The sequence below is a fragment of the Janthinobacterium sp. BJB401 genome (assembly GCF_013372745.1).
GTDB classification, from domain to species: Bacteria; Pseudomonadota; Gammaproteobacteria; order Burkholderiales; family Burkholderiaceae_D; genus Janthinobacterium; species Janthinobacterium rivuli.
On the sequence record NZ_JABXFH010000046.1, the window covers coordinates 1 to 21,721 of the forward strand.

22 protein-coding genes and 1 pseudogene are annotated in these 21,721 nt (G+C 61.2%); 12 read left to right on the forward strand and 11 right to left on the reverse strand.

All coding sequences use genetic code 11. The features are described 5' to 3' along the window. The first annotated feature begins 337 nt into the window (after positions 1–337). From HWE17_RS23000 to HWE17_RS23010, 3 genes are all read left to right on the forward strand, one after another. On the forward strand, positions 338–1,630 hold the full coding sequence (locus tag HWE17_RS23000; RefSeq protein WP_176390372.1) for a sensor histidine kinase: 1,293 nt from the start codon (positions 338–340) through the stop codon (positions 1,628–1,630). A 68-nt stretch (positions 1,631–1,698) separates the two neighbouring features. Next, positions 1,699–2,457, forward strand: coding sequence for a LytTR family DNA-binding domain-containing protein (locus HWE17_RS23005; RefSeq protein WP_035825940.1), 759 nt, complete (start codon positions 1,699–1,701; stop codon positions 2,455–2,457). Between the two features lie 160 nt (positions 2,458–2,617). Beyond that, positions 2,618–3,808, forward strand: coding sequence for a PAS domain-containing sensor histidine kinase (locus HWE17_RS23010; protein WP_176390373.1), 1,191 nt, complete (start codon positions 2,618–2,620; stop codon positions 3,806–3,808). Between the two features lie 46 nt (positions 3,809–3,854). Here HWE17_RS23010 and HWE17_RS23015 read toward each other — a convergent pair whose 3' ends face one another. The 3 genes from HWE17_RS23015 to HWE17_RS23025 form a co-directional block, all read right to left on the reverse strand. Beyond that, positions 3,855–4,802, reverse strand: coding sequence for a porin (locus tag HWE17_RS23015; RefSeq protein ID WP_099401055.1), 948 nt, complete (start codon positions 4,800–4,802; stop codon positions 3,855–3,857). 309 nt (positions 4,803–5,111) lie between these two features. Then, positions 5,112–5,762 carry a class I SAM-dependent methyltransferase gene (locus HWE17_RS23020; RefSeq protein ID WP_176390374.1) on the reverse strand — a complete coding sequence of 217 codons (651 nt, stop codon included), beginning with the start codon at positions 5,760–5,762 and terminating at the stop codon, positions 5,112–5,114. Between the two features lie 62 nt (positions 5,763–5,824). Continuing rightward, positions 5,825–6,766, reverse strand: a complete 942-nt coding sequence (locus HWE17_RS23025) for a CysB family HTH-type transcriptional regulator (protein ID WP_035825933.1) — start codon at positions 6,764–6,766, stop codon at positions 5,825–5,827. A 160-nt stretch (positions 6,767–6,926) separates the two neighbouring features. Here HWE17_RS23025 and HWE17_RS23030 point away from each other — a divergent pair, with 160 nt between their 5' ends. The 8 genes and pseudogenes from HWE17_RS23030 (at position 6,927) to HWE17_RS23065 (ending at position 14,706) form a co-directional block, all read left to right on the forward strand. Next, a complete protein-coding gene (locus HWE17_RS23030) occupies positions 6,927–7,700 on the forward strand; it encodes a sulfite exporter TauE/SafE family protein (protein ID WP_034782225.1) in 774 nt (257 codons plus the stop codon). Positions 7,701–7,781: 81 nt separating this feature from the next. Continuing rightward, a complete protein-coding gene (locus tag HWE17_RS23035) occupies positions 7,782–9,470 on the forward strand; it encodes a nitrite/sulfite reductase (RefSeq protein WP_176390375.1) in 1,689 nt (562 codons plus the stop codon). Continuing rightward, entirely contained in the window at positions 9,463–10,023 is a 561-nt protein-coding gene (locus HWE17_RS23040; protein ID WP_176390376.1) for a DUF934 domain-containing protein, read from the forward strand. Before HWE17_RS23035 ends, HWE17_RS23040 begins: the two co-directional genes overlap by 8 nt. Before the next feature lie 9 nt (positions 10,024–10,032). Beyond that, entirely contained in the window at positions 10,033–10,749 is a 717-nt protein-coding gene (locus HWE17_RS23045) for a phosphoadenylyl-sulfate reductase (protein ID WP_035825926.1), read from the forward strand. A 33-nt stretch (positions 10,750–10,782) separates the two neighbouring features. Beyond that, positions 10,783–11,700: pseudogene (cysD, locus tag HWE17_RS23050) on the forward strand (sulfate adenylyltransferase subunit CysD); the annotation flags it as partial. Then, complete coding sequence (locus tag HWE17_RS23055; protein WP_176390378.1) at positions 11,700–13,016, forward strand: sulfate adenylyltransferase subunit 1; 1,317 nt, start codon at positions 11,700–11,702, stop codon at positions 13,014–13,016. The pseudogene cysD and the gene HWE17_RS23055, both read left to right, overlap by 1 nt. A gap of 28 nt (positions 13,017–13,044) precedes the next feature. Further along, complete coding sequence (gene cobA, locus HWE17_RS23060) at positions 13,045–13,809, forward strand: uroporphyrinogen-III C-methyltransferase (protein ID WP_176390379.1); 765 nt, start codon at positions 13,045–13,047, stop codon at positions 13,807–13,809. A gap of 246 nt (positions 13,810–14,055) precedes the next feature. Further along, positions 14,056–14,706 carry a hypothetical protein gene (locus tag HWE17_RS23065; protein WP_176390380.1) on the forward strand — a complete coding sequence of 217 codons (651 nt, stop codon included), beginning with the start codon at positions 14,056–14,058 and terminating at the stop codon, positions 14,704–14,706. On the opposite strand, the gene HWE17_RS23070 is transcribed toward HWE17_RS23065, so the two are convergent. Genes HWE17_RS23070 through lptF form a run of 4 tightly spaced genes read right to left on the reverse strand, consistent with a single transcriptional unit; the run spans position 14,703 to position 18,386 of the window. Continuing rightward, positions 14,703–15,671, reverse strand: coding sequence for a stealth family protein (locus HWE17_RS23070; RefSeq protein WP_255206364.1), 969 nt, complete (start codon positions 15,669–15,671; stop codon positions 14,703–14,705). The two genes, HWE17_RS23065 and HWE17_RS23070, sit on opposite strands and share 4 nt — an antisense overlap. Next, on the reverse strand, positions 15,668–16,075 hold the full coding sequence (locus HWE17_RS23075; RefSeq protein ID WP_176390381.1) for a sirohydrochlorin chelatase: 408 nt from the start codon (positions 16,073–16,075) through the stop codon (positions 15,668–15,670). The genes HWE17_RS23070 and HWE17_RS23075 overlap by 4 nt, the downstream gene beginning before the upstream one ends. Further along, positions 16,075–17,244: an LPS export ABC transporter permease LptG gene (lptG, locus tag HWE17_RS23080; protein ID WP_035825911.1), complete on the reverse strand. Its 1,170-nt coding sequence runs from the start codon at positions 17,242–17,244 to the stop codon at positions 16,075–16,077. The genes HWE17_RS23075 and lptG overlap by 1 nt, the downstream gene beginning before the upstream one ends. After that, positions 17,241–18,386, reverse strand: coding sequence for an LPS export ABC transporter permease LptF (gene lptF / locus HWE17_RS23085; RefSeq protein WP_099401048.1), 1,146 nt, complete (start codon positions 18,384–18,386; stop codon positions 17,241–17,243). Before lptF ends, lptG begins: the two co-directional genes overlap by 4 nt. 67 nt (positions 18,387–18,453) lie before the next feature. Here lptF and HWE17_RS23090 point away from each other — a divergent pair, with 67 nt between their 5' ends. Beyond that, positions 18,454–19,947 carry a leucyl aminopeptidase gene (locus HWE17_RS23090; RefSeq protein WP_176390382.1) on the forward strand — a complete coding sequence of 498 codons (1,494 nt, stop codon included), beginning with the start codon at positions 18,454–18,456 and terminating at the stop codon, positions 19,945–19,947. Positions 19,948–20,040: 93 nt separating this feature from the next. Here HWE17_RS23090 and HWE17_RS23095 read toward each other — a convergent pair whose 3' ends face one another. The 4 genes from HWE17_RS23095 to HWE17_RS23110 are packed head-to-tail and all read right to left on the reverse strand — an operon-like array spanning position 20,041 to position 21,653. Next, entirely contained in the window at positions 20,041–20,568 is a 528-nt protein-coding gene (locus tag HWE17_RS23095) for a hypothetical protein (RefSeq protein WP_070282795.1), read from the reverse strand. An 11-nt stretch (positions 20,569–20,579) separates the two neighbouring features. Continuing rightward, the gene (locus HWE17_RS23100; protein ID WP_176390383.1) at positions 20,580–21,050 is read right to left on the reverse strand and encodes a CreA family protein; all 471 of its coding nucleotides are present in this window, start codon (positions 21,048–21,050) and stop codon (positions 20,580–20,582) included. A gap of 32 nt (positions 21,051–21,082) precedes the next feature. Next, on the reverse strand, positions 21,083–21,271 hold the full coding sequence (locus tag HWE17_RS23105) for a DUF1653 domain-containing protein (protein WP_034782199.1): 189 nt from the start codon (positions 21,269–21,271) through the stop codon (positions 21,083–21,085). A gap of 10 nt (positions 21,272–21,281) precedes the next feature. Then, positions 21,282–21,653: a hypothetical protein gene (locus tag HWE17_RS23110; protein WP_034751548.1), complete on the reverse strand. Its 372-nt coding sequence runs from the start codon at positions 21,651–21,653 to the stop codon at positions 21,282–21,284. Positions 21,654–21,721 lie beyond the last annotated feature (68 nt).

The window sequence follows — 21,721 nt, forward strand, 5'->3', positions numbered from 1 at the left end:
TGTTTGTCAGCTGCGAAGAAGGAAGAGTATGAAGCATTTCGCTAAATCCGTCAACTCCTTCTTTTTTCACCCTGCTTTACTCAGCATTTGCATGCGTCGTTCAGCGAGGGGGCGAATTATAGCCCTGCTCCGTGTGCCCCGCAAGCGCTATTTTTCCGCCCTCACCGCCCAGCAAGCATAGTCTTCACTTCAAGCGCCTTTTTGTGCAGCCTGTCGCAATCGGCTGGCGTAGTTCGTGGTCTTTAGGCACAGTGGCAACATCAGACTCTGACGCTACTCAACAAGGGGTTAAACTTGCCCGCCGCGTCGATTAACTCTTGTACTTGAAAGTGCTCCCATGCTTCCGATTTCCAGCCTGCCCCACTTGTTGAAAACCATCCTCGCTTGGTTGCAACGGGCATTCGACGCGACGACGACCTGGGTCACCCAACTGTCCTGGTGGAAATTCTTCCTGTTCGCTGCGCTGGCCCTGATCGCCGGTTCCATTTTGCAAGATGAGCTGTTCTCGTCCAGCCCGGACGAAGAAGTAGTCATCAAGTCGCATAAACGCAGCAGCAAGGGTTCGGGTGAAACCAATATCCTGATCGACGATACGGGTATTCACTTCAATCCCCGCAACAGCAAGAACCGACGCAGCAGCGCGGCCGATGCAGCCAGCGAGCCGGCCGATGCCACCGAGGCGGACGCACAAGCCAGTGCCGTGCCCCCTGAACCACCGGAGCCGCCGGCCGCCCCTGCCAAGCCCAGCTATCCAGTAACGACGAATGCCTCGGGCGAAGAAGTCCATATTGAATTGCCGCCACAAATCGGTGAAGAGTTGTCGAATGCCATCGAAGAAGCGGTCGATGATGCGGCGGAACAAAAAGTGTCGCGCTATCACCAGCAAGCCTCGACCTGGTTCAAGAGCTTTGTGTCCTTGCTGGTCTTGGCCCTGTTCGCCATGAAAGCCCTGGTCGGCGGCAAGAAACGTGCGGAAGCGGAAACCGTCACGGCGAATGAGGCGGCCGAACGGGAATCCATGCAGCGCCAGCTCAGCGAAGCAAAGATGCAGATGATGCAGGCGCAAGTCGAGCCGCACTTCCTGTTCAACACGCTTGCTTCCGTTGAACACCTGATCCAGGTCGATCCGCCGCGCGCGGCCAAGATGCAGCGCAGCCTGATCCAGTATCTGCGCGCCGTGCTGCCGCAAATGCGCGACAACGCCCTGATTACCAACCTGGGCCGCGAAGCGGACATGGTGCAAGCGTACCTGAACCTGCTGAAGATGCGCATGGAAGAACGCCTGACCGTCGACTTCCAGATTCCCGATGGCCTGCGCAGCGCCGCCTTCCCGCCCATGATGTTGCAATCGATGGTGGAAAATGCCATCAAGCACGGCCTGGAAGTCAAACCGGAGGGTGGCACCCTGCGCATCGTGGCCGAAGTGGCGCACAGCAAGCTGCGCGTCACGGTGACCGATGACGGCCTCGGCTTTGGCGTGGTGCCCAGCGATGGCACGGGCCTCGGTTTACCCACCATCCGCGAGCGCCTGAAGCTGCTGCATGGCGATGAGGGCAGCCTGACCATTACGCCAAATCAACCGTCCGGCGTGTGCGCCGTGATCGAAGTGCCATATCAATTGTCCAAATAAGACAGAGTAGTTGATAAAAACGCTAAATCATTGAATAATCAATCTTCGCCTGTTCACACTTGAGACCTATGCCTACCGCTATTATTGCCGACGACGAAAGACTGATGCGCGACCAGCTGCGCCTGCGCCTGGGCCAGGCCTGGCCTGAACTGGAAATCATCGGCGAAGCCAAGAATGGCGACGAAGCGATCGAACTGGTGGAGCAACTCAAGCCGGACTTTGCCTTCCTCGATATCCGCATGCCGGGCAAAACGGGCATGGAAGCGGCGCAAGTGATAGGCGGCAAGACGCATATCGTCTTCGTCACGGCCTATGATAGCCACGCCGTCGAAGCCTTCGAGCGGGGCGCCGTCGACTACGTGCTCAAGCCGCCCGAGCATGAGCGCTTGCTGGTCACGGTGGAACGCCTGAAAACGCACTTGAACAAGCCGGCTCTGGACGTCAACAGCAGCGTCACGGCCATGCTGTCGCAGCTGGCGGAGAAAATCACGGCCAAGCCCACCTATTTGCAATGGATACAGGCCAGCATCGGCCAGGACTTGCGCATGATCCCCGTGGAAGAAATCCTGTTCTTCCGTTCTGACGAGAAATACACCTGCGTGCAAACCGCCAAGTATGAGGCGCTGATCCGCAAGCCCGTGCGCGACCTGGCCGAAGAGCTCGATCCTTCGCTGTTCTGGCAAATCCACCGCGCCACCCTGGTCAACGTGAATGCCATCGAAGGCGTGACGCGCGACATCCGCGGCCGCCACCTTGTGCTCATCAAAGGCAAGTCCGACAAGCTCGAAGTGAGCCGCAGCTTCCTGCACCTGTTCAAGCAAATGTAAGTCCCTCGCCGCCGCCCGGCCCTGGCCGGCGCGGCGCATGCCTCTCTTCTTTCCCCTTCCTGCGCCACATCAAGCCGCGCCGCGCCAACAGGCATAGGCTAAAGTCCTGTCCGCCATTCCTGTCTTGCCTGCCTTCGCACACGTTCGCAAGGAGAAGCCCATGCCTGACCGAGGCAGTTCCACACTGCTGCGTATCCTGCCGCTCGGCATGGCGGCGGCGCTTTTGCTGTGCTTGTTTCCTCCCCTGAAAGCCCGCCGGCAACGGCAGGCGCGTGGCCAGGCCATCATCGACAGCGCCAGCGACGCCATCATCAGCATCGACAGCCGGCAAATCATCCTGCATGCGAACGCGGCGGCAGCCAGATTGTTCGGCGACACGCCGGCCGGCATGCGCGGCATGCGCCTGGGCCAGTACATCCTGCGCGACTTGCGCACCCTGGGCGGCCTGGGCAAGCACGAGGGCGATCCGCCGTTTGGCGACATCAACCTGGAGCTGCGCCTGACGGGCCGGCGCACCACCGACTACACCCTGACGGGACGGCGCAGCGACGGCGCCATGTTTCCCCTCGAAGGCTCGCTCTCGGCCATGCTGGAAGACGGCCAGAGCGTATTTACCATCATCGTGCGCGACATCAGCGCGCGCCAGCAGATGCATGAACAACTGGCCCGCTCCTTTTCGCAATTGCGCGAATTGTCGAGCGCGCTGCAATCGATCCGCGAGGAAGAGCGCAAGCATATCGCGCGTGAACTGCATGATGACTTGGGGCAACTGCTGGCCACCTTGCGCGTCGACCTGACCCTGGTGCGCCAGCACACGGACACCACCGCGTCCCTGCAGGCGTTGCTGCACAGCATGGATGGCTTGCTGGTAACGGCCATCACCTCGTTGCGGCGCATCGCCAGCAACCTGCGCCCACGCGCGCTCGATGAAGGGGGGTTGTATTTTGCGCTGCAAAAACTGCGCCACGACTTCCTGCTGCGCCGCGCCATCCATTTCGACTTGCTGGCCGACGAGGCCGACCTCGTGCTCGACGATGCGCGCAGCACGGCCATCTACCGCATCGTGCAGGAAGCGCTGACGAATATCGCGCGCCATGCCGAGGCCAGCCACATCACCATCGCCCTGCACCGCATCGATTCCTCGCTGGCCATCACCATCCAGGATGACGGCCGCGGCATCGCCGAACACGACCTGGAAAAGGCCACGGCCCTGGGCTTGCTGGGCATGCGCGAACGGGTATGGGGCTTGAACGGCAGCATCCATATCGGCGCCGATAGCGAACTGGGCGGCACTCGCATCGAAATCTCGCTGCCCATGCATGCGGAAGCGGCGGAAGCGGCCACGCCATAAAAAAGGCGCCCGCAGGCGCCTTCTACTTCGTCACATCGAATGCTGCTTAGAACTTGTGTGCCAGACCGATCTGGTACGAGGTCAGGGACTTGACGCGCTCGCGGCCAGCGTAGGCGTACACGTCGGTACGCTTCGACAGGTGGTAGTCGTAACCGACGCCGAATTCCTTGATGGTGTCCTGATCCTTGACCTTGTTGTTGCTTTGCTCTTGCTTGCCATACGACACTTTGGCATCGCCGCCGCCAACCGTGTAGTTCAGGCCGATCAGGTAGGACTTGAATTCGCCGTTGGCAGCCACCTTGGTGTCGCCCTTCGAGTAGGCGGCCGTGATCTTGGCCGGGCCGAATTTATAGCCGCCACCGATGGACCACAGGTCAGGCTTGGCGGCCGTTGCCGTTGCTTGTACGGCTTTTTCGTAGCCGGCGTGCAAGCTGATCGGGCCGTTGTCGTAGGTTGCCAGGCCAATCACGCCCGCGTCAGCGCTGTTGACTTCGCTCAGCACGTATTGCAGGCTGCCCACGAAACCGTCAAAGCTTGGGCTGTTGTAGGTCACGGCATTGTTGACGCGCGACGAGCCGACGCCCGAACGCAGCAGGGTTTCATTGTTCTTGCCGACCACGCCGTAGGTGTTGAATGGGTCGACGCGGGCGATGGTGCCATCGACCAGGTTCTTGGTGCGGCCCAGGATGGCGGTACCAAACGCGCCTTTCAAGCCCACGTAAGCTTGACGGTCGAACAACACGCCTTTTTGCGCGCCGGTGTCAGCCAGGAATTCACTTTCCAGGTTGAAAATTGCGGACAGGCCGCCACCCAGATCTTCCGTACCCTTGAAACCGAGGCGCGACGCGTTGTTTTCACGTTGTACCGTCGGCTGGCCAGTGGTCTTGGCAATACCGAGGTCAACCAGGCCATACACGGTGACGTTCGATTGTGCTTGTGCCGTAGCTGCTGCGAAGGTGCCGATGATCAATGCTGCCAGAGTAATTTTTTTCACTTGAGATTCTCTACATTAGGTTGGACAAGAATGGTGCTGCTCAGCTGCTGAACCGAATCATGCCCACCAAATACTTCAACAATATGACATCGACAAGATGTTGTTTTTTGGCACAACATCGTGTCAGATAAAAACAACAGGCGAAAAAAAACCGCCCGAGGGCGGCTCATGCGGCGGCAAGGCCTATTTACCGTAGGTCGGATTAGCGTGGCAAGGCCACGCGTAATCCGACAACATTGTTGGCAAGGCGGCGGTGTCGGATTACGCGGCTGCGCCGCTAATCCGACCTACCATATAGACAGATCAGCTTTATTTCAGGCGGCAGCTCAGCAGCCAGTAGTATTCCAGGCGCTTCATGCGGATTTCACGGGCCGAGTGAGCAAACTTCTTGCGCAGGTGGCTGTCCGATGGGAAATTCTTCAGCACTTCATAGCGCTCGCCCCCATCCGTCGTGCGGAACTGGTGGGTGTTGCCTTCCAGGTCGGTGCGCGCGATCACGGTGCTGCTGCCGTCGACATAGGAATTGTCGATCAGCACCAGCATGATGTCCTTGCCCAGCTTGCTGCGCAATTGCTTCAGGTATTTATCCTGGTCTTCACGCTTGACGTGCGACCACCAGAAACCGGCGAACACGGCCGTGAACTTGCCCAGCAGATCGTCGGGCAAGTTAAAGGCGTCGAGCTTGGCGAAACTGACGTTGTCCGGCAAGCCGCGCGACTGGGCCAGCGCCAGCATTTCATCGTTGATATCGGTGGCCAGCACGGAGTCGGCCGACTCGGCGACCACTTCCGTCCAGTAGCCGGTGCCGCAAGCCAGTTCCAGCACGGTGTGGCCTTCCAGCACGTCGGCGACCTTGTCGCGCAACACTTCCAGGTCTTCCTGGCGTTCGGGCTTGGCATAGACGCGCTCGTACTGCTGCGCGATGGTGGCGTAATATTTGGCAAGCTGATCGGTAATCATTGTTTCTTCTCTTCTTAAATAATCTTGGCCAGGCAACTCGCCCGGCCGACTTCCTGCATTGTTTATAGTTCGTAGTGCTCTTTATCACCGCTCATCGCCTGCTCGATGAGCTTGCGGTTCAGGGTCGGCGTCAGCAACTCGATAAAGGTATAAATATAGCTGCGCAAATACGCGCCTTGCTTGACGGCCACGCGCGACACATTCATGCCGAACAGGTGGCCGACAGGGATGGCGCGCAAGCCTTTGTCGCGCTCGGCATCGAAGGCCATACCCGCTATGATACCAATCCCCATGCCCAACTCGACATAAGTCTTGATCACGTCCGCATCAATGGCTTCGAGCAAGATGTCCGGCTTCAGGCCGCGCAGCACGAAAGCATGGTCGATCTTGTTGCGTCCGGCGAACGCGCTGTCATAGGTAATCAGGGGGAAGGCGGCGATTTCTTCCAGGGTCACGGACTTCGATTTGAGCAGCGGATGGTCGACCGGCACCACCACCACGTGCTCCCATTGATAGCATGGCAAGGTGATCAAGCCATCGATGGCGGCAATCGATTCCGTGGCGATGGCCAGGTCGGCCTGGTCGCGCTGCACCATCTCGGCGATCTGGCGCGGATTTCCTTGCAGTAAAGATAATCTTACTTTCGGGAACTTCAGCATGAAAGCTTGCACGACCTTCGGCAGGGTGTAGCGCGCCTGCGTGTGCGTGGTGGCAATGGTAAAGCTGCCGCTGTCCTGCGCCGCGAATTCCTTGCCGATGCGCTTCATGCTGTCGATTTCCTGCATGACCAGCTCGACCGACTCCAGCACCAGGCGGCCTGGCTCCGTCAAGCCGCGGATGCGCTTGCCATGGCGCGTAAAAATATCCACGCCCAGCTCTTCCTCCAGCTCGATGATGGCTTTCGATACGCCCGGTTGCGACGTAAACAAGGCCTTGGCGGCGTCCGTCAGGTTGTAATTCTGCCGGACCGCTTCGCGCACGAAGCGCAGTTGATGGAGATTCATTGCTGGTTTGCCCTAGATTGCCGTGATTTGCCGAGTTTCCGCCCCACCCATGATTTTGCGTTCATGCATATACGCATATCGCATATAAGCAAATGCGTACTTAGTAGTTTGGAATAAACACTAAGTTTATTACTATTGCGGGTACTTTGGGGGTGCAAGCATGACTTTGTCTTATATAGTCTCAGGATTTGCCGTAGGATTACTCGTAGGAATGACCGGCGTGGGCGGCGGCTCGCTGATGACGCCGCTGTTAACCCTGCTGTTTGGCGTGCCGCCTTCCGTGGCCGTGGGCACCGACCTGGCGTTCGCCTCGATCACCAAGAGCGCCGGCACCCTGACGCACCGCCTGCGCGGCACCATCCGCTGGGATATCGTCAAGCGCCTGTGCATCGGCGCCCTGCCCGCCGCCGTCATCGCGACCCTGGCGCTGAAATCGTTCGGCACCCTGTCGCCGGAAATCGGCCAGATCATCCGCTACTCGATCGCCGGCTCCGTGCTGCTGACCGTCGTGGCACTGATTTTCAAGGGCCGCATGCTGGCCTGGATCAACGCGCACCCTGAGAAACAATTGCAAGGTAATAAGCTTGCCGCTGCGACCATTATTTCCGGCGCCGTGCTGGGCGTGCTGGTGACGGTGTCGTCGATCGGCGCCGGCGCCATCGGCGCGACTTTGCTGGTGATGCTGTATCCACGCATGAGCTCAGCCGAAGTGGCGGGCACCGACATCGCCTACGCCGTGCCTCTGACGGCCATCGCCGCCCTGGGCCACTGGTGGCTCGGCTCCATCCACTGGGAATTGCTGGCCTCCTTGCTGGTCGGCTCCCTGCCCGGCATCACGCTCGGTTCCTGGGTTGCCCGCTCCGTGCCGGAAAAGTTTTTAAGAGTGCTGCTGGCGATGACCTTGACCGGCGTGGCAGTGAAGCTAATCTATTAATTACCGAACAAGTGACAAGAGCAGTATCAAGAACATAATCCCAGGCAATCTTCCAGCACCCCGGCTTTTTTAGGAATTGATATGTACCATTACGATCAGTACGACCACCTCATCATCAAAGAGCGCATCGCCCAGTACCGAGACCAGGTTGCGCGCCGTATCGCCAATGAACTGACGGAAGAGGAATTCATTCCGCTGCGCCTGCAAAACGGCCTGTACATGCAACGCCACGCCTACATGCTGCGCATCGCCGTGCCGTACGGCTTGCTGTCGTCGACGCAGATGCGCATGTTCGCGCACATCGCGCGCAAGTATGACCGCGGCTATGGCCACTTCACGACGCGCCAGAATATCCAGTTCAACTGGATCGAGCTGGAACAAACGCCCGATATCCTGACGGACCTGGCGTCCGTGGAAATGCACGCGATCCAGACGTCCGGCAACTGTATCCGTAATACAACATCGGACCCGTTCGCCGGCGTGGCGGCCGATGAAATCATCGATCCGCGCCCGTACGCGGAAGTGTTGCGCCAGTGGAGCACCTTCCACCCCGAGTTCATCGCCCTTCCCCGTAAATTCAAGGTCGCCATCAATGGCGCCGAGGAAGACCGCGCCGCCATCGCCGTGCACGACATCGGCTTGACGGCCGTGCGCAACGCCGCTGGCGAAGTGGGCTTCAAGGTGATGGCCGGCGGCGGCATGGGCCGCACGCCGATCCTGGGCAGCGTCGTGCGCGACTTCTTGCCGTGGCAGCATTTGCTGACGTACATCCAGGCCATCATGCGCGTGTACAACTTGCACGGCCGCCGCGACAACAAATACAAGGCGCGCATCAAAATCTTGCTGAAAGCCATCGGCGTGGAAGAATTCACGCGCCAGGTGGAAGCGGAATGGGTCGACTTGAAGGACGGTCCGGAAACCCTGACGGCCGAGGAAATGCAGCGCGTGGCGGACTTCTTCAATCCGCCTGCCTACCTGGCCCTGCCGGAACTCGACTACAAGAATGAACACGCAGACAACAAGGCATATGTGAACTGGCTGGCGCGCAACGTCAAGCCGCACCAGCGCCCCGGCTACGTGGCCGTGGTGCTGTCCCTGAAGAAAACGGGCGTGCCGCCCGGCGACGCGACGGCCGAGCAGATCGACTTCGTGGCCGACCTGGCAGACCGCTACAGCTTTGGCGAACTGCGCGTGACGCACGAGCAAAACCTGGTGCTGGCCGACGTGGAACAGTCGAAACTGTTCAAACTGTGGCAGGAAGCCAAGGCGCACGGCCTGGCCACGCCGAACATCGGTTTGCTGACGGACATGATCTGCTGCCCCGGCGGCGATTTCTGCTCGCTGGCCAACGCCAAGTCCTTGCCGATCGCGGCCGCCATCGCGGAACGCTTCGACAGCATCGACTTCCAGCACGACATCGGCGAGATCGAACTGAACATTTCCGGCTGCATCAATGCCTGCGGCCACCATCACGTGGGCAGCATCGGCATTCTCGGCGTCGACAAGGATGGCAGCGAATGGTATCAAGTGTCGATAGGCGGCGCGCAAGGCAACAACGCGGCCATCGGCAAGATCATCGGACCCTCGTTCTCTTCCCTGCAGATGCCTGAAGTCATCGGCCGCCTGCTGCACGTCTACGTGCGCGACCGCCATGAAGGCGAGCGTTTCGTCGACACGGCCCAGCGCCTGGGTGTGGCGCCGTTCAAGGAACACGTATATGCAACGCCGATCACGGTCGGCAACCTGGTGGGAGAAGACGAATATGTTTGAAGTACGCGAAGAAATCATCAAGAACGCCGCCGTGGTGCCAAATACCTGGGGCTTGCTGCGCCTCGATGAAACCGACACGCCGGAAACGGTGGTCGTGCCTGCCGGCAAGGTCATCGTGCCGCTGCCCGTATGGCAAGCCCAGCGCGAGACCCTGACCGCCCGCCTGCCCGACATCGGCGTGTGGCTGGCCAGCGACGAGCGTCCGGAAGAGTTGGCGGCTGATGTGGCGCAACTGCCCGTCATCGGCGTGGACTTCCCGAAATTCACGGATGGCCGCGGCTATTCCATCGCCTTCAACCTGCGCGCCCGCCTCGGTTTCCAGGGTGAATTGCGGGCGATTGGCGACGTGCTGCGCGACCAGCTGTTTTCCATGCACCGGGTCGGCTTTGACGCGTATGCGACACGCCCCGACCGCAGCATCCATGACGCCCTGAAAGGTTTATCGGTCTTTTCGGAAAGCTACCAGGCGTCGTGGGATCAAAAATCGCCGCTGTTCCGCCGCCACCAGCGCGAAGGCCAGAATCCTGACCTCGACAACGCGGCCGGCATCTGAGAACCCATCATGAGCGACTTGACTTCTTTGATTGACGCCACCGAGCAAACGCTGACACGCATCGCCGCGGATTTTTCGCCGGCTGTGTTCGCGTCCAGCCTGGCAGCCGAAGACATGGTGCTGACCGACATGATACTCAAGGCAAAGCTGCCCATCGGCATCTTTTCCCTGGAAACAGGCCGGCTGCACCAGGAAACCCTGGCCGTGCTCGACAAGGTCAAGACCCGTTACGACCACGACATCACCCTGTACCGCCCGCAGCCGGAAGCCGTCGCCGCCTACGTGGAACAAAATGGCCTGAACGCGTTCTACAACAGCGTCGAGATGCGCCGCGAATGCTGCCGCATCCGCAAGGTCGAGCCGCTGGGCCGCGCCCTGGCCGGCAACAAGGCCTGGGTCACGGGCCAGCGCCGCGCGCAATCCACCACGCGCGCCGAATTGCACGTGCAGGAAGACGACGCGGCCCACGCCATGACGAAATTCAATCCGCTGGCGGACTGGTCGGAAGAAGACGTGTGGGCCTACATCCGCGCCAACGACGTGCCCTACAACGCGCTGCACGACCAGGGCTACCCGTCGATCGGCTGCGAACCGTGTACGCGGGCCGTCCAGCCGGGCGAAGATGTGCGCGCCGGACGCTGGTGGTGGGAAAACCCGGACTCCAAGGAATGCGGCCTGCACATGGTGGACGGTAAGTTGATACGCATCAAATCCGTGGCAGCCTGAACAGACACAACAGACTCAGCAGAACAAGAAAGCACCCATATGAGCAATATTTTGAACCAGCGTCACCTCGACAGCCTTGAATCGGAAGCCATCCACATCATGCGCGAAGTGGCGGCCGAATCGGCCAACCCCGCGCTGCTGTTTTCGGGCGGCAAGGATTCCGTCGTCCTGCTGCGTTTGGCCGAGAAAGCCTTCCGCCCAGGCAAGTTTCCATTCCCCCTCGTGCATATCGACACGGGCCACAACTTCCCGGAAGTCATCACCTTCCGTGACAAGAAAGTGGCGGAACTGGGCGAGCGCCTGATCGTCGGCTCCGTGGAAGACTCGATCAAGCGCGGCACCGTGCGCCTGCGCAACCCGGCCACGGATTCGCGCAATGCGGCCCAAGCCGTGACCTTGCTGGAAACCATCGCCGAACATGGCTTTGACGCCTGCATCGGCGGCGCGCGCCGCGACGAAGAAAAGGCCCGCGCCAAGGAACGCATCTTTTCGTTCCGCGACGAATTCGGCGCCTGGGACCCGAAAGCCCAGCGTCCGGAACTGTGGGACCTGTATAACACCCGCGTGCATCCTGGTGAAAACATGCGCGTCTTCCCGATCTCGAACTGGACCGAACTGGATGTGTGGCAATACATTGCCCGCGAAAAGCTGGAATTGCCGCCGATCTACTTCGCGCACGAGCGCCAGGTGATCCCGCGCAACGGTTTATTAGTGCCGTTGACGGATCTGACGCCGCCGCGCGAAGGTGAAACGGTGGAAACGCAAGTCGTGCGCTTCCGCACGGTGGGCGACATCTCGTGCACCTGCCCCGTCTCGTCCGATGCGGCCACCGTCGACGCCATCATCGCCGAAACGGCAATCACGCAAATCACGGAACGTGGCGCCACCCGCATGGATGACCAGACTTCCGAAGCCTCGATGGAAAAACGCAAGAAAGCAGGGTATTTCTAATGAACGCAGCACTCCAGAACACCTCCTCCACCGACAGTTTAGAGCGCGGCATGTTGCGTTTTATTACGGCCGGTTCCGTCGATGACGGCAAGAGCACCCTGATCGGCCGTTTGCTGTTCGACAGCAAGGGCATCTTCGCCGACCAGCTCGACGCCATGTCGCGCTCCAAGCACAAGCGCACGGTGGGCGACACGGTCGACCTGTCGCTGCTGACGGACGGCCTGGAAGCGGAACGCGAGCAAGGCATCACCATCGACGTGGCCTACCGTTACTTTGCCACGCCGAAACGCAAGTTCATCATCGCCGACACGCCGGGCCACGAGCAATACACGCGCAACATGGTCACGGGCGCGTCCACGGCTGACGCCGTTATCATCCTGATCGACGTGTCGAAAGTGAAATTCGGCGACGACGGCAGCGTGGAATTGCTGATCCAGACCAAACGCCATTCAACGATCGCCCACTTGCTGCAGATCGAGCACGTGGTCGTGGCCGTCAACAAGATGGACCTGGTCGACTACGATGAAACGGTATACAACCGTATCGTCGCGGCCTACCGCACATTCGCCCAGTCGCTGGGCTTGAAGGACATCACGCCGATTCCATTGTCCGCCTTGACCGGCGACAACGTCGTCGAGCGCGGTGACAAGCTGGGCTGGTACACGGGCCCGACTTTGATCGAGCTGCTTGAGTCCTTGTCCGTCTACGACGAATCGCACGACACGCCTTTCCGCTTCCCGGTGCAGCTGGTGGCGCGCCACAACGGCCACGAAGCGAACGACTTCCGCGGCTACATGGGCCGCATCGAGGCGGGCAAGGTCAGCATCGGCGACACCCTGGTGGTGCAGCCATCGGGCCAGACGGCCACCGTCAAGGATATCGTCACCCTGGACGGCTCGCTGAGCACCGCCGTGGTGGGCCAGTCCGTCACCCTGCTGCTCAATGAATACCTCGACATTTCGCGCGGCGACTTGCTGGCGAGCAGCGAGCGCCCTGCCACTCTGCTGAAACAGGTGGTGGCCGACGTGTGCTGGCTGTCGGAAGACGCACTGGACCTGCGCCGCAAGTACTGGATCAAGCACGGCACCAAACAGACGGCGGCAAAAGTGACGGCGATCGAATCGATCCTCGACATCAATACGCAGCAGCGCCATCCGGCCGAAGGCTTGAAACTCAACGACATTGCCCGCATCAGCCTGAATGTGCAGCAGGCTCTGGCGGCCGACGCGTATGCCGATATCCGCGCCACCGGTGCCTTCATCCTGATCGATGAAGTCACCCACCAGACGGTCGCGGCCGGCATGGTTCGACTCTAACCCCGCATCGTCCAGGAAAGGCAGCCATATGAACAGCTCCCCATCTCTCCCCGGCAAGGTCTACCTGATCGGTGCCGGCCCCGGCGCGCAAGACCTGATGACCTTGCGCGGCGCGCGCCTGCTGGCGCAAGCGGACGTCGTGCTGCACGACGCGCTGGTCACCGAAGAGATGCTGGAGCTGTGCCCGCAGGCGCAAAAAATCCTGGTCGGCAAGCGCTGCGGCCAGTTGTCGACGGCGCAGGCGTTCATCAACAAGCAACTGGTCGACAACGCGCGCAAGCACGCCGTCGTCGTGCGCCTGAAAGGGGGCGACCCCATGCTGTTCGGCCGCGCCGACGAGGAATTGCGCGCGCTGGAAGAGGCGGGCATCGCCGTCGAAGTGGTGCCCGGCATCACCACGGCCCTGGCGGCGGCGGCGGCTACGCAGCAGCCGCTGACCAAGCGGGGCGTGTCGCGCAGCGTCGCCTTCTTTACTTCCAGCACGGCGCCGGGCGAACCGGACCAGACGCGCATTCCCGACTGCGACACCCTGGTGCAATACATGGGTGGCCGCGAAGCCATCGCCACGGCGCAGCGCCTGCTGGCGCAAGGCCGCCGCGCCGATACCCCGGTGGTGGTGATTGAAAACTGCAGCCGCCCGGACCAGCGCATCGTGCGCCTGCCGCTGAGCGCCCTGGCGCATGGCCTGGGCGACACCCACGGCCCCGTGCTGGTGATGCTGGGCGACGCCATGGCCGCGCGCGCGCACCAGGCCATCGACAAAACGGCCGCTTTTCTGGCGCGCCATGCCTGATTAAACACAGCGTATTTTACCGACTTTAAAGTCAGTAACCGACGTCTTCAGAGGAAACATGATACGATGCTGACGCATCTTTTCTCGAGAAGTTGTTGCGTGATAGCAATAAATTCACGCTTCGCCCCGCCATAGCGCTTGCCATGCGGTTTCCCGGTTGACGGGAAGCACTGGCAATCTCCCCGAAAAAAGCTGCGCCCGCAGGCTGCAATACCGCGCCGCGCAACTTTAGCCTTACGATCACACATGAATTTCACCTCCGTGCGCGAAGCCCTGACTTCGCTCAGCCGCAGCAATGTCGGCGTTGCCAGCGCTGTGCTGCTCAGCATGCTCGCCTCCATCGCCCTGTGGACAGTGTTCCCGAATATCGACGACGAAAACCATTTGCTGGAGTGGCTGCAAGCGCTGTTCCTGGCCCTGGCCTGCACCGTGCACGGCGTGCGCGCCTGGCAAGAGACTGACCGCCAGTCGCTGCGCTTCCTCATGCACGCAGGCCTGTGCGCGCTGCTGTTCGGCTTCCTGCTGCGCGAACTCGATATCGACCAGTTCGGCACGGCGCCAGCGTGGGCGCAACTGGAAAAAGCCCTGCGCGTGCTGGAATTGCTGATACTGATACGCATACTGATCTTTTTCGCGCCGCGCGCGCGCAAGGTGTTTGCCCATGCCGGCCTGATTTTCACCATGCGCATCACCATCCTGACGGCCATCGGCGGCTTGCTGATGGCCGCCGGCTGGCCGTTCGACAAGAAGGTCTTCCATGGCATGCCGGACGCTTACGCGCTGCTCGGCGAAGAAGTCTTCGAACTGGGCGCCTATTTGCTGCTGTTCCTCGCTTCGCTGTCCGACAGCTCGGCCGCTACCCGCATCAGCCTGGCGCCAAAGAAGAAAGCCGCTTAACCGCTTTCAAATGAAGATGGCAGTGGCAGCAGCCGCTGCAAGGTGGCGGCCACGCGCAGCAGGCGCGGGTCGTCATCATCCGCCTCATCGCAGGTATCGTTGATGCAGAAAAACGGCAAGCTGCCGAAACGCGCCGCCAGTTCCTCCAGCTGTCGCGGCGCCTGCACATCGCCGCTGGCGATATGCAGCGGGTCGAGCATGCGCGAGCGCGCAATCCCCTGATGCACCATCCAGCGCGGCACCAGGTCGGGCAGCAATGCCGGCACCTGCCACGAGCGGAACACCGTCGCGCGCACGCCGGCAAACATGGCCGGCGCCAGCCCTTCCAATGCATGCAGCGCGCTTTTCAGCATGGGCCGCGGCGCATGCGCATACAGGCGCGGTTCATGCAGGTATCCGGCGTACTGCGCCGACAGCCATTGCCGCGACAACGTGGCGCAGTTGGCTGGCGCGGCCACGTCGGCGCGCAAGTCCTGCAGATCATCGTGCAGCGCGCTCTCCGTGAAAACACTCAAACACCCCTCCCCTTCCTCCCCAAACCAGAACGCGGTCTCGAACGGCGCGCCAAAAAATACGTCGTCGTTCAGATACAGGAAGCGTTCGGACAGGCCCGGAATATGGTGCAGATACGATTCGATATGGCCCGAGTCGAACACCGGCAGGGATGCAGCGGGCATCAGGCTCGCATGGTCGATCACCGTCAGGCGCGGTGAGGTGCGCAGCCAGTCGGGCACTTGCCGGTCCGTCAGCAGGTAGATGTGGCCGTGGCCGGGGAAGAAGCGCTCGAGCGCGCGCAGGTTGTAGCGCAGTTCGCCGTTGTCGCGGTAGCGCCCCGCCACGTTGCCATGCAGGGCCAGCTGGCCGGGATGCGCCTGCGCCCAGGCGGCATAGGCGCGCTGCCGGCGCGTGCGCCAGGCGGGATCGGCGCCGTCCACCCACAGGTAGACGATGTCGATGCCGCTCAAGGGAGAATGCTGGAGCCTGGCGCCGCCACGCAGTAATCGGCGATGGCGGCGAGCACGCTGGCGTTCTCGCCCACTGCCTCGACCACCTTCAGGCGCAGTGCCGGATGCTGCTGGCGCAGTTCTTCCAGCAACAGCGGCAAGTCGCGCAGCACATGCCCGCCCTGCCCCAAGAACACGGGCACCACGGTGACGTCCAGGGTGGCGCCGGCGGGCAGCTCGGCCAGCAGGGTCGCCACCAGTTCGGGCAAGCGCGGCGTCATCAGCTCCAGGAAGGCCAGGTGCACGCTGGTGGCAGGCATGCGCGCCTGGGTCAGGTCGCGCAGGCGTTCGAAAGGCGCGGCCCACGATGCGGCGCGCGCGCCATGGGCAAACAAGATCAGTGCCTGTTGCACGTTCGTCTCCATCAGTGCCGCTCCACCCACCACAGGGCGCCCAGCGCCAGCAGCAGATACAGCGCGCTCGGCGCCACCGCCGTCAGGAAGGCCGGCCAGGTGCTGAGCAGCCCAAGATGCGAGAACAGCGTGTTGACCAGCATGAAACTGACGCCGATCATGATGCCGATGAAGATCTTCAGGCTGATGCCGCCGCTGCGCGTATGCATGTAGGCGAACGGCAGCGCCAGCGCCATCAGCACGAAAATGGCCAGCGGATCGATCAGCTTTTTCCAGAAGGCGATGCGGAAACGCTCGGTTTCCTGCTTGTTCTCGGCCAGGTGGCGCGTGTACACGGCCAGTTCGCTGGCCGACATGCGCTCGGGATCGGACGCCGACACCGTCAGGATCTTCGGCGTCACTTCCGACGTCATGTCCTTGCTGGCGCTTTGCACCGTGTGCACCAGGCTCGTTTCCTGTCCATAGTAGTTCGACAGCTTAGGCTCGAAGCCGGGCGAAGTGGCCGCGCTGTTCGAGAACGAGGTTTCCGTCACCTCGGTCAGGCGCCAGATATTATTGCCCTGATACGTCGCGCCCTTGGCCACGGTCAGGGTACGCAAGCGCATGTCGGTGTCGAATTCATACAGCTTGACGTTTTTCAGCTGGCCGTCCGGACGCGCTTCGCCGACATTGAAGAAGCGCGAGCCGGTGACGGTGCCCGTCAGGCCCTCGCTCTTGACCATGTCCTTGGTCCACAGGCCCGAGCGAAACTCGCTCGACACGGCCGCGCCGCGCGACGTCAGCTTGAGGCGTTCGGCCAGCGGCTCCGTGCGCGGCGTGATCAATTCGCCGAAGATGAAGGTGATGACGACGAAGACGATACCGATGCGGAACAGGAAACCGGCCGCCATCGCCGTCGACATGCTCGATGCGCGCATGATGGTAAATTCGGAACTGGCGGCAAACTGCGCCATCGTATAAATGGTGCCGATCAGCGCCGCGATCGGCATCACCTCGTACACGTGACCAGGCACCAGTACCAGCACATACAGGAAGGCGTACTGGATGGTATAGCCGTTGCGGCCCACCTTGGGCAGCTCGCCCGTCAGGTCGATGAAGGCTTGCAGTGCCAAAAAAGCGAGCAGCACGAACAGCACCGCCTGGAATATCGAGACCGCAAAATAGCGCTGTAAAATCTTCATTTCGATGCCGCTTTACTTGGTTTGCCGGCGCGGCGCGCGCGCTTGAAAGCCGCCAGCAGGACCAGCGGATGATAGCGGTGGTTCACATTCAGGCGCCACGCGAACAGCGCCACCACGGCCAGCGCCGCCAGCAGGTGCAACGGCCACCAGGCCAGGCCAAAGCTCAGGCGGCCCTGCTTCACGCTCGCTTCGATGACCTTGATCAGATTGCTGTACGTAAAGAAAATCAGCAAGGCGATGATCAGGTTGGTCGAACTGCCGGCACGCGGATTGACAAAGCCCAGCGGAATGGCCAGCAGGATCAGCATCAGGCCGATCAGGGGCGCGCTGACCCGCCACAGCAATTCGGCCATGGTGTAGGGATTCGCATTGGCGACCAGCGCCATGGTGCTCATGGCGCGTACGCCCAGTTCCGCGCCCAGTTCCTGCTGCTTGCTCTCGATGCGCATGATGTACTGTTCGAATTCCATGGTCTGGAAGTCCGCTTGCGTCGGCACGCCCTGGTAGCGGCGGCCGCTCTTGAGCACCAGGAAGCGTTCGCCCTTGGCGTCGGTATTGATCACGCCTTCCTTGGCGACGACGACGACGGCGCTGCCTTTTTCATCGACGGTATTGACGAAGACGTTTTGCACCACGGTCTTCTCGCCGCTGACGCCCTCGACAAAGAAGATGCGGTTGCTGCCGGCCGATTCGCGGAACTGGCCCGGCGTGACTTTCTGCAGGTCTTCGCGCTTTTCAAAGCGCGCCACATATTCATCGCTTTTCTTTTGCGCCCACGGCGTGGCGTACAGGCTCAGGACGCCGGTGGCCAGCACCAGCGGCAGGCCGAAGCTGAGCACGGGCCAGATCCAGCGCGACAGGCTCAGGCCGGAGGCGAACCACACCACCATCTCCGACTCCTTGTAGCTGCGCGTGACGACCATCAGCACCGAAATGAAACCGGTGAGGATGATGATGGTGGGCAGCTGCATCAGGGCGGAAAAAACCATCAGCGACATGACGTCGGACGACGCAATCTTGCCGCCCGCCGCCTTGCCGAGAATACCGATCAGCATCCAGGTGAGCAGGATGCTGAACAAAACTGTGAAGGTGGCCCCGGCGGCACTAGCCAATTCACGTCGAAGGGCGCGTTGAAAGATCATTCGGAGTTTATAATTCGGGTCAGTTAGTTGAGTAACACGTTACTAGTAAATGAAAACGGAGAACCAAATGGACTTTAGCATAAAAGCATTCGATACCAAGAGCACCCTCGGCACGGCCAAAAGCGGATGCATCGCGGTTGCGGTATTCGAAAACAAAAAACTGTCGCCAGCGGCAAAATCGCTGGACAGCAAGGGTGCGATTTCGGCTGCGCTGAAGTCCGGCGACATCAGCGGCAAGCCTGGCAGCACCTTGCTGCTGCGCGCAGTCGATGGCGTCGTCGCCGAACGTGTTCTGCTGGTAGGCATGGGCAGCGATGATACTGTCAGCGAAAAAAGCTTCACGACCGGCGTACAAGCCGCACTGAAGGCCTTCGGCTCGCTGGGCGCTGCGGACGCCATTATCGCATTACCGCTGGCTGAAGTGAAAGAGCGCGACGTAAATTGGGCAATCCGTTGCGTGGTGCAAGCCGCCCACGACAGCGAATACCGCTGCGACTCGCAAAAAAGCAAAAAAGATCCGGCGCCTGCAGGCGTGCGCAAGATCGTCCTGGCCGCTCCCGCAACAGCAGCGACGCGCGGCGCGCTGGCGCAAGCCATCGCCATCGCCAACGGTTCCGACCTGACGCGCAAGCTGGGCGACCTGCCGGCGAACGTCGCCAATCCGACCTACCTGGCCAACACGGCCAAGCAGCTGGCCAAGGATTACAAGTTCGAAGTCGAAGTACTGGACCGCAAACAGCTCGAAGCGCTGAAAATGGGCAGCTTCCTGTCCGTCACCAACGGCAGCGAGCAGCCGCCGAAATTCATCGTCCTGAAGCACATGGGCGGCAAGGCCAAGGATGCGCCAGTCGTCCTGGTCGGCAAAGGCATCACCTTCGACACGGGCGGCATTTCGATCAAGGCCGGTCCTGGCATGGATGAAATGAAGTACGACATGTGCGGCGCCGCCTCGGTGCTGGGCACCTTCCGCGCCATCGGCGAAATGAACCTGAAGCTGAACGTCATCGGCGTCATCGCCGCGTGCGAAAACATGCCGTCGGGCCGCGCCACCAAGCCGGGCGACATCGTCACCTCCATGAATGGCCTGACCATCGAAGTGCTGAACACGGACGCCGAAGGCCGTCTGGTGCTGTGCGACGCGCTGACCTATGCCGAACGCTTCAAGCCGGCAGCCGTGGTCGATATCGCCACCCTGACGGGCGCTTGCGTCGTCGCCCTGGGCCACCACAACAGCGGCCTGTTTACGCGCAGCGATGCGGCGCATGACCAGCTGGCCAACGAATTGCTGGCAGCGGGCAAGCAGTCGAGCGACACGGCATGGCGCATGCCGATCGAAGAGGCGTACAACGAGCAGCTGAAGTCGAACTTCGCCGACCTGGCCAACATCGGCACGCCAGGCGGCGGTTCGGTGACGGCAGCGGCCTTCCTGGAAAACTTCACCAAGAAGTACACCTGGGCGCATCTGGACATCGCCGGCACGGCATGGAAATCGGGCGGAGCAAAAGGCGCGACCGGTCGTCCAGTTCCCCTGCTGACGACGTTCCTGATCAACCGCGTGTAAGTTGACGCCTTGCCGGCAGCGCCCTGCGCTACCGGCGTCGCGAAGCAGCCGCCATGGTCACTGACCCTGGCGGCTTTTTTTCGTGTGTATGAATCAGTAGACGACGGGATTGGGCAAAGGCGACGGCGCCACCTTGGGCTGCACCACCGTTTCCGGCACGGCGGCCGGCTGCGGCTTCGCGGCGACAGGGGCGGGCGGCGGCGCCAGGCGCGCGGGGTCTTGCATGACGATGGTCAGAATCGATGGATAGTCAAAGCCGGCGCCCGTGTTGCGGTCGACGAAATAGCCGACGCCCAGGGTCAGGATGACATTGCCCCAGACGCTGCCATTGAGTTTGGGATCGATATGGTCGTCCGTCGCGATGGCAGGTGAACCGTGCTTGCGGCAATCGACCTTCAACGGTTCCTGGCTCTTGCGGATGGTGATACGGCCGGGCGTGGTGACGAACCACTTGCCCACGTCGTTGCTGAGGATGCAGCCGGCACCCGTCAGTTCGCGGTTGTCCTGGATGGTTTGCACCAGCACCATTTGCTCGGTGTTACCCGTCAGGGTGGCGCAGCCGCCCAGGCCGAACAGCAGCAGCGTCCTGGCGGCAAGGGCAGCAGACGATGGCACGCGCATGGGAAGCTCGCTTAACGGACGGGAATCGGCTGGTCGCCGGGCACGGCGACGGCGGTGACGCTGTTTTTTGGACTGCCTTCGATCAGGCGGTCGGAATACACGAGGTAGACCAGCGCATTGCGCTTGCTGTCGACCATGCGCACGACGCGTACGTGCTTGAAGAAGATCGAGGCACGCTCGGTAAACACTTCTTCCTGGCGCGGCAGCTTGCCCTTGAATTGCAGCGGCCCCACCTGGCGGCAAGCCACGGATGCATCGGCCTTGTCTTCGGCCAGACCGACGGCGCCCTTGATGCCGCCCGTCTTGGCGCGCGACAGGTAGCAGCTGACGCCAGCGACGCGCGGGTCGTCATACGCTTCGACGACGATCTTGTGGTCAGGGCCGATCAGTTTAAATACCGTATCGACCGAACCGATGGTTTCGGCATGCGCCGCGGCGCAGGCAAAGCCCAGCACCAGAGCGGCAGGCAGCAATTGACGCATGAAAGAATCCCGGGCACGCACGCAGGCGGCCATCAGTTGATGGGAGCGAAACGCTGGACCATGACGCCTTCGACTTCGATCAGTTGAAAGAACACGTCTTTCGGCCGGGTCCAGATGGAACCGTCGGCGGCGCGATAGACGATCATCGGCGTCAGATCCGCTTCCAGCGTGGCTTCGCACACCAGTTCGTAAATGCCGCCTTTATAGTGCCGATAACGCATCGCCGTCCCCTCAAGCCGTTGAATCTTCGCTCTTGTCGTCGGCCAGTGCCTTCTGCTTCTGCTTCAGGCCCTGGATTACTTTCAGTATGCCTTCCATGCCGGCCGCGCCATCGGCGCCGCTGAAGGCGTCGAGCACCTCATTGAGCACCTTGTTGCGCACGGTCGCTTCATCGGAAGACATTTCCAGCGCGCGCTGGGCTTTCGCCGCCTTCTCGGCCGCGCTCACGCGCGGCTTGGCAGCCGTCTTGCCATGCGTCAGAGCAGCCTGCCAGATAACCCAGCGGCGCTGGGTCTCGAAAATCAGGTACTCATCCGGTTTATCTTCTCTTCGCCGCACAATGTGGCCGTCACGCTGCGCCCACGCTTCAAATGCAGTTCGCATTTTCTTCCTTTGCAAATGCTACGCGCAAGTCTCACTATTAAAACTGCAACATTTCAAAATAGTACCAT

Coding starts and splice junctions, on each gene's coding strand:
- HWE17_RS23000 (WP_176390372.1), top strand. CDS start 338: ATGCTTCCGATTTCCAGCCTGCCCCACTTGTTGAAAACCATCCTCGCT.
- HWE17_RS23005 (WP_035825940.1), top strand. CDS start 1,699: ATGCCTACCGCTATTATTGCCGACGACGAAAGACTGATGCGCGACCAG.
- HWE17_RS23010 (WP_176390373.1), top strand. CDS start 2,618: ATGCCTGACCGAGGCAGTTCCACACTGCTGCGTATCCTGCCGCTCGGC.
- HWE17_RS23020 (WP_176390374.1), bottom strand. CDS start 5,762: ATGATTACCGATCAGCTTGCCAAATATTACGCCACCATCGCGCAGCAG.
- HWE17_RS23025 (WP_035825933.1), bottom strand. CDS start 6,766: ATGAATCTCCATCAACTGCGCTTCGTGCGCGAAGCGGTCCGGCAGAAT.
- HWE17_RS23030 (WP_034782225.1), top strand. CDS start 6,927: ATGACTTTGTCTTATATAGTCTCAGGATTTGCCGTAGGATTACTCGTA.
- HWE17_RS23035 (WP_176390375.1), top strand. CDS start 7,782: ATGTACCATTACGATCAGTACGACCACCTCATCATCAAAGAGCGCATC.
- HWE17_RS23040 (WP_176390376.1), top strand. CDS start 9,463: ATGTTTGAAGTACGCGAAGAAATCATCAAGAACGCCGCCGTGGTGCCA.
- HWE17_RS23045 (WP_035825926.1), top strand. CDS start 10,033: ATGAGCGACTTGACTTCTTTGATTGACGCCACCGAGCAAACGCTGACA.
- HWE17_RS23055 (WP_176390378.1), top strand. CDS start 11,700: ATGAACGCAGCACTCCAGAACACCTCCTCCACCGACAGTTTAGAGCGC.
- cobA (WP_176390379.1), top strand. CDS start 13,045: ATGAACAGCTCCCCATCTCTCCCCGGCAAGGTCTACCTGATCGGTGCC.
- HWE17_RS23065 (WP_176390380.1), top strand. CDS start 14,056: ATGAATTTCACCTCCGTGCGCGAAGCCCTGACTTCGCTCAGCCGCAGC.
- HWE17_RS23075 (WP_176390381.1), bottom strand. CDS start 16,075: ATGGAGACGAACGTGCAACAGGCACTGATCTTGTTTGCCCATGGCGCG.
- lptG (WP_035825911.1), bottom strand. CDS start 17,244: ATGAAGATTTTACAGCGCTATTTTGCGGTCTCGATATTCCAGGCGGTG.
- lptF (WP_099401048.1), bottom strand. CDS start 18,386: ATGATCTTTCAACGCGCCCTTCGACGTGAATTGGCTAGTGCCGCCGGG.
- HWE17_RS23090 (WP_176390382.1), top strand. CDS start 18,454: ATGGACTTTAGCATAAAAGCATTCGATACCAAGAGCACCCTCGGCACG.
- HWE17_RS23095 (WP_070282795.1), bottom strand. CDS start 20,568: ATGCGCGTGCCATCGTCTGCTGCCCTTGCCGCCAGGACGCTGCTGCTG.
- HWE17_RS23100 (WP_176390383.1), bottom strand. CDS start 21,050: ATGCGTCAATTGCTGCCTGCCGCTCTGGTGCTGGGCTTTGCCTGCGCC.
- HWE17_RS23105 (WP_034782199.1), bottom strand. CDS start 21,271: ATGCGTTATCGGCACTATAAAGGCGGCATTTACGAACTGGTGTGCGAA.
- HWE17_RS23110 (WP_034751548.1), bottom strand. CDS start 21,653: ATGCGAACTGCATTTGAAGCGTGGGCGCAGCGTGACGGCCACATTGTG.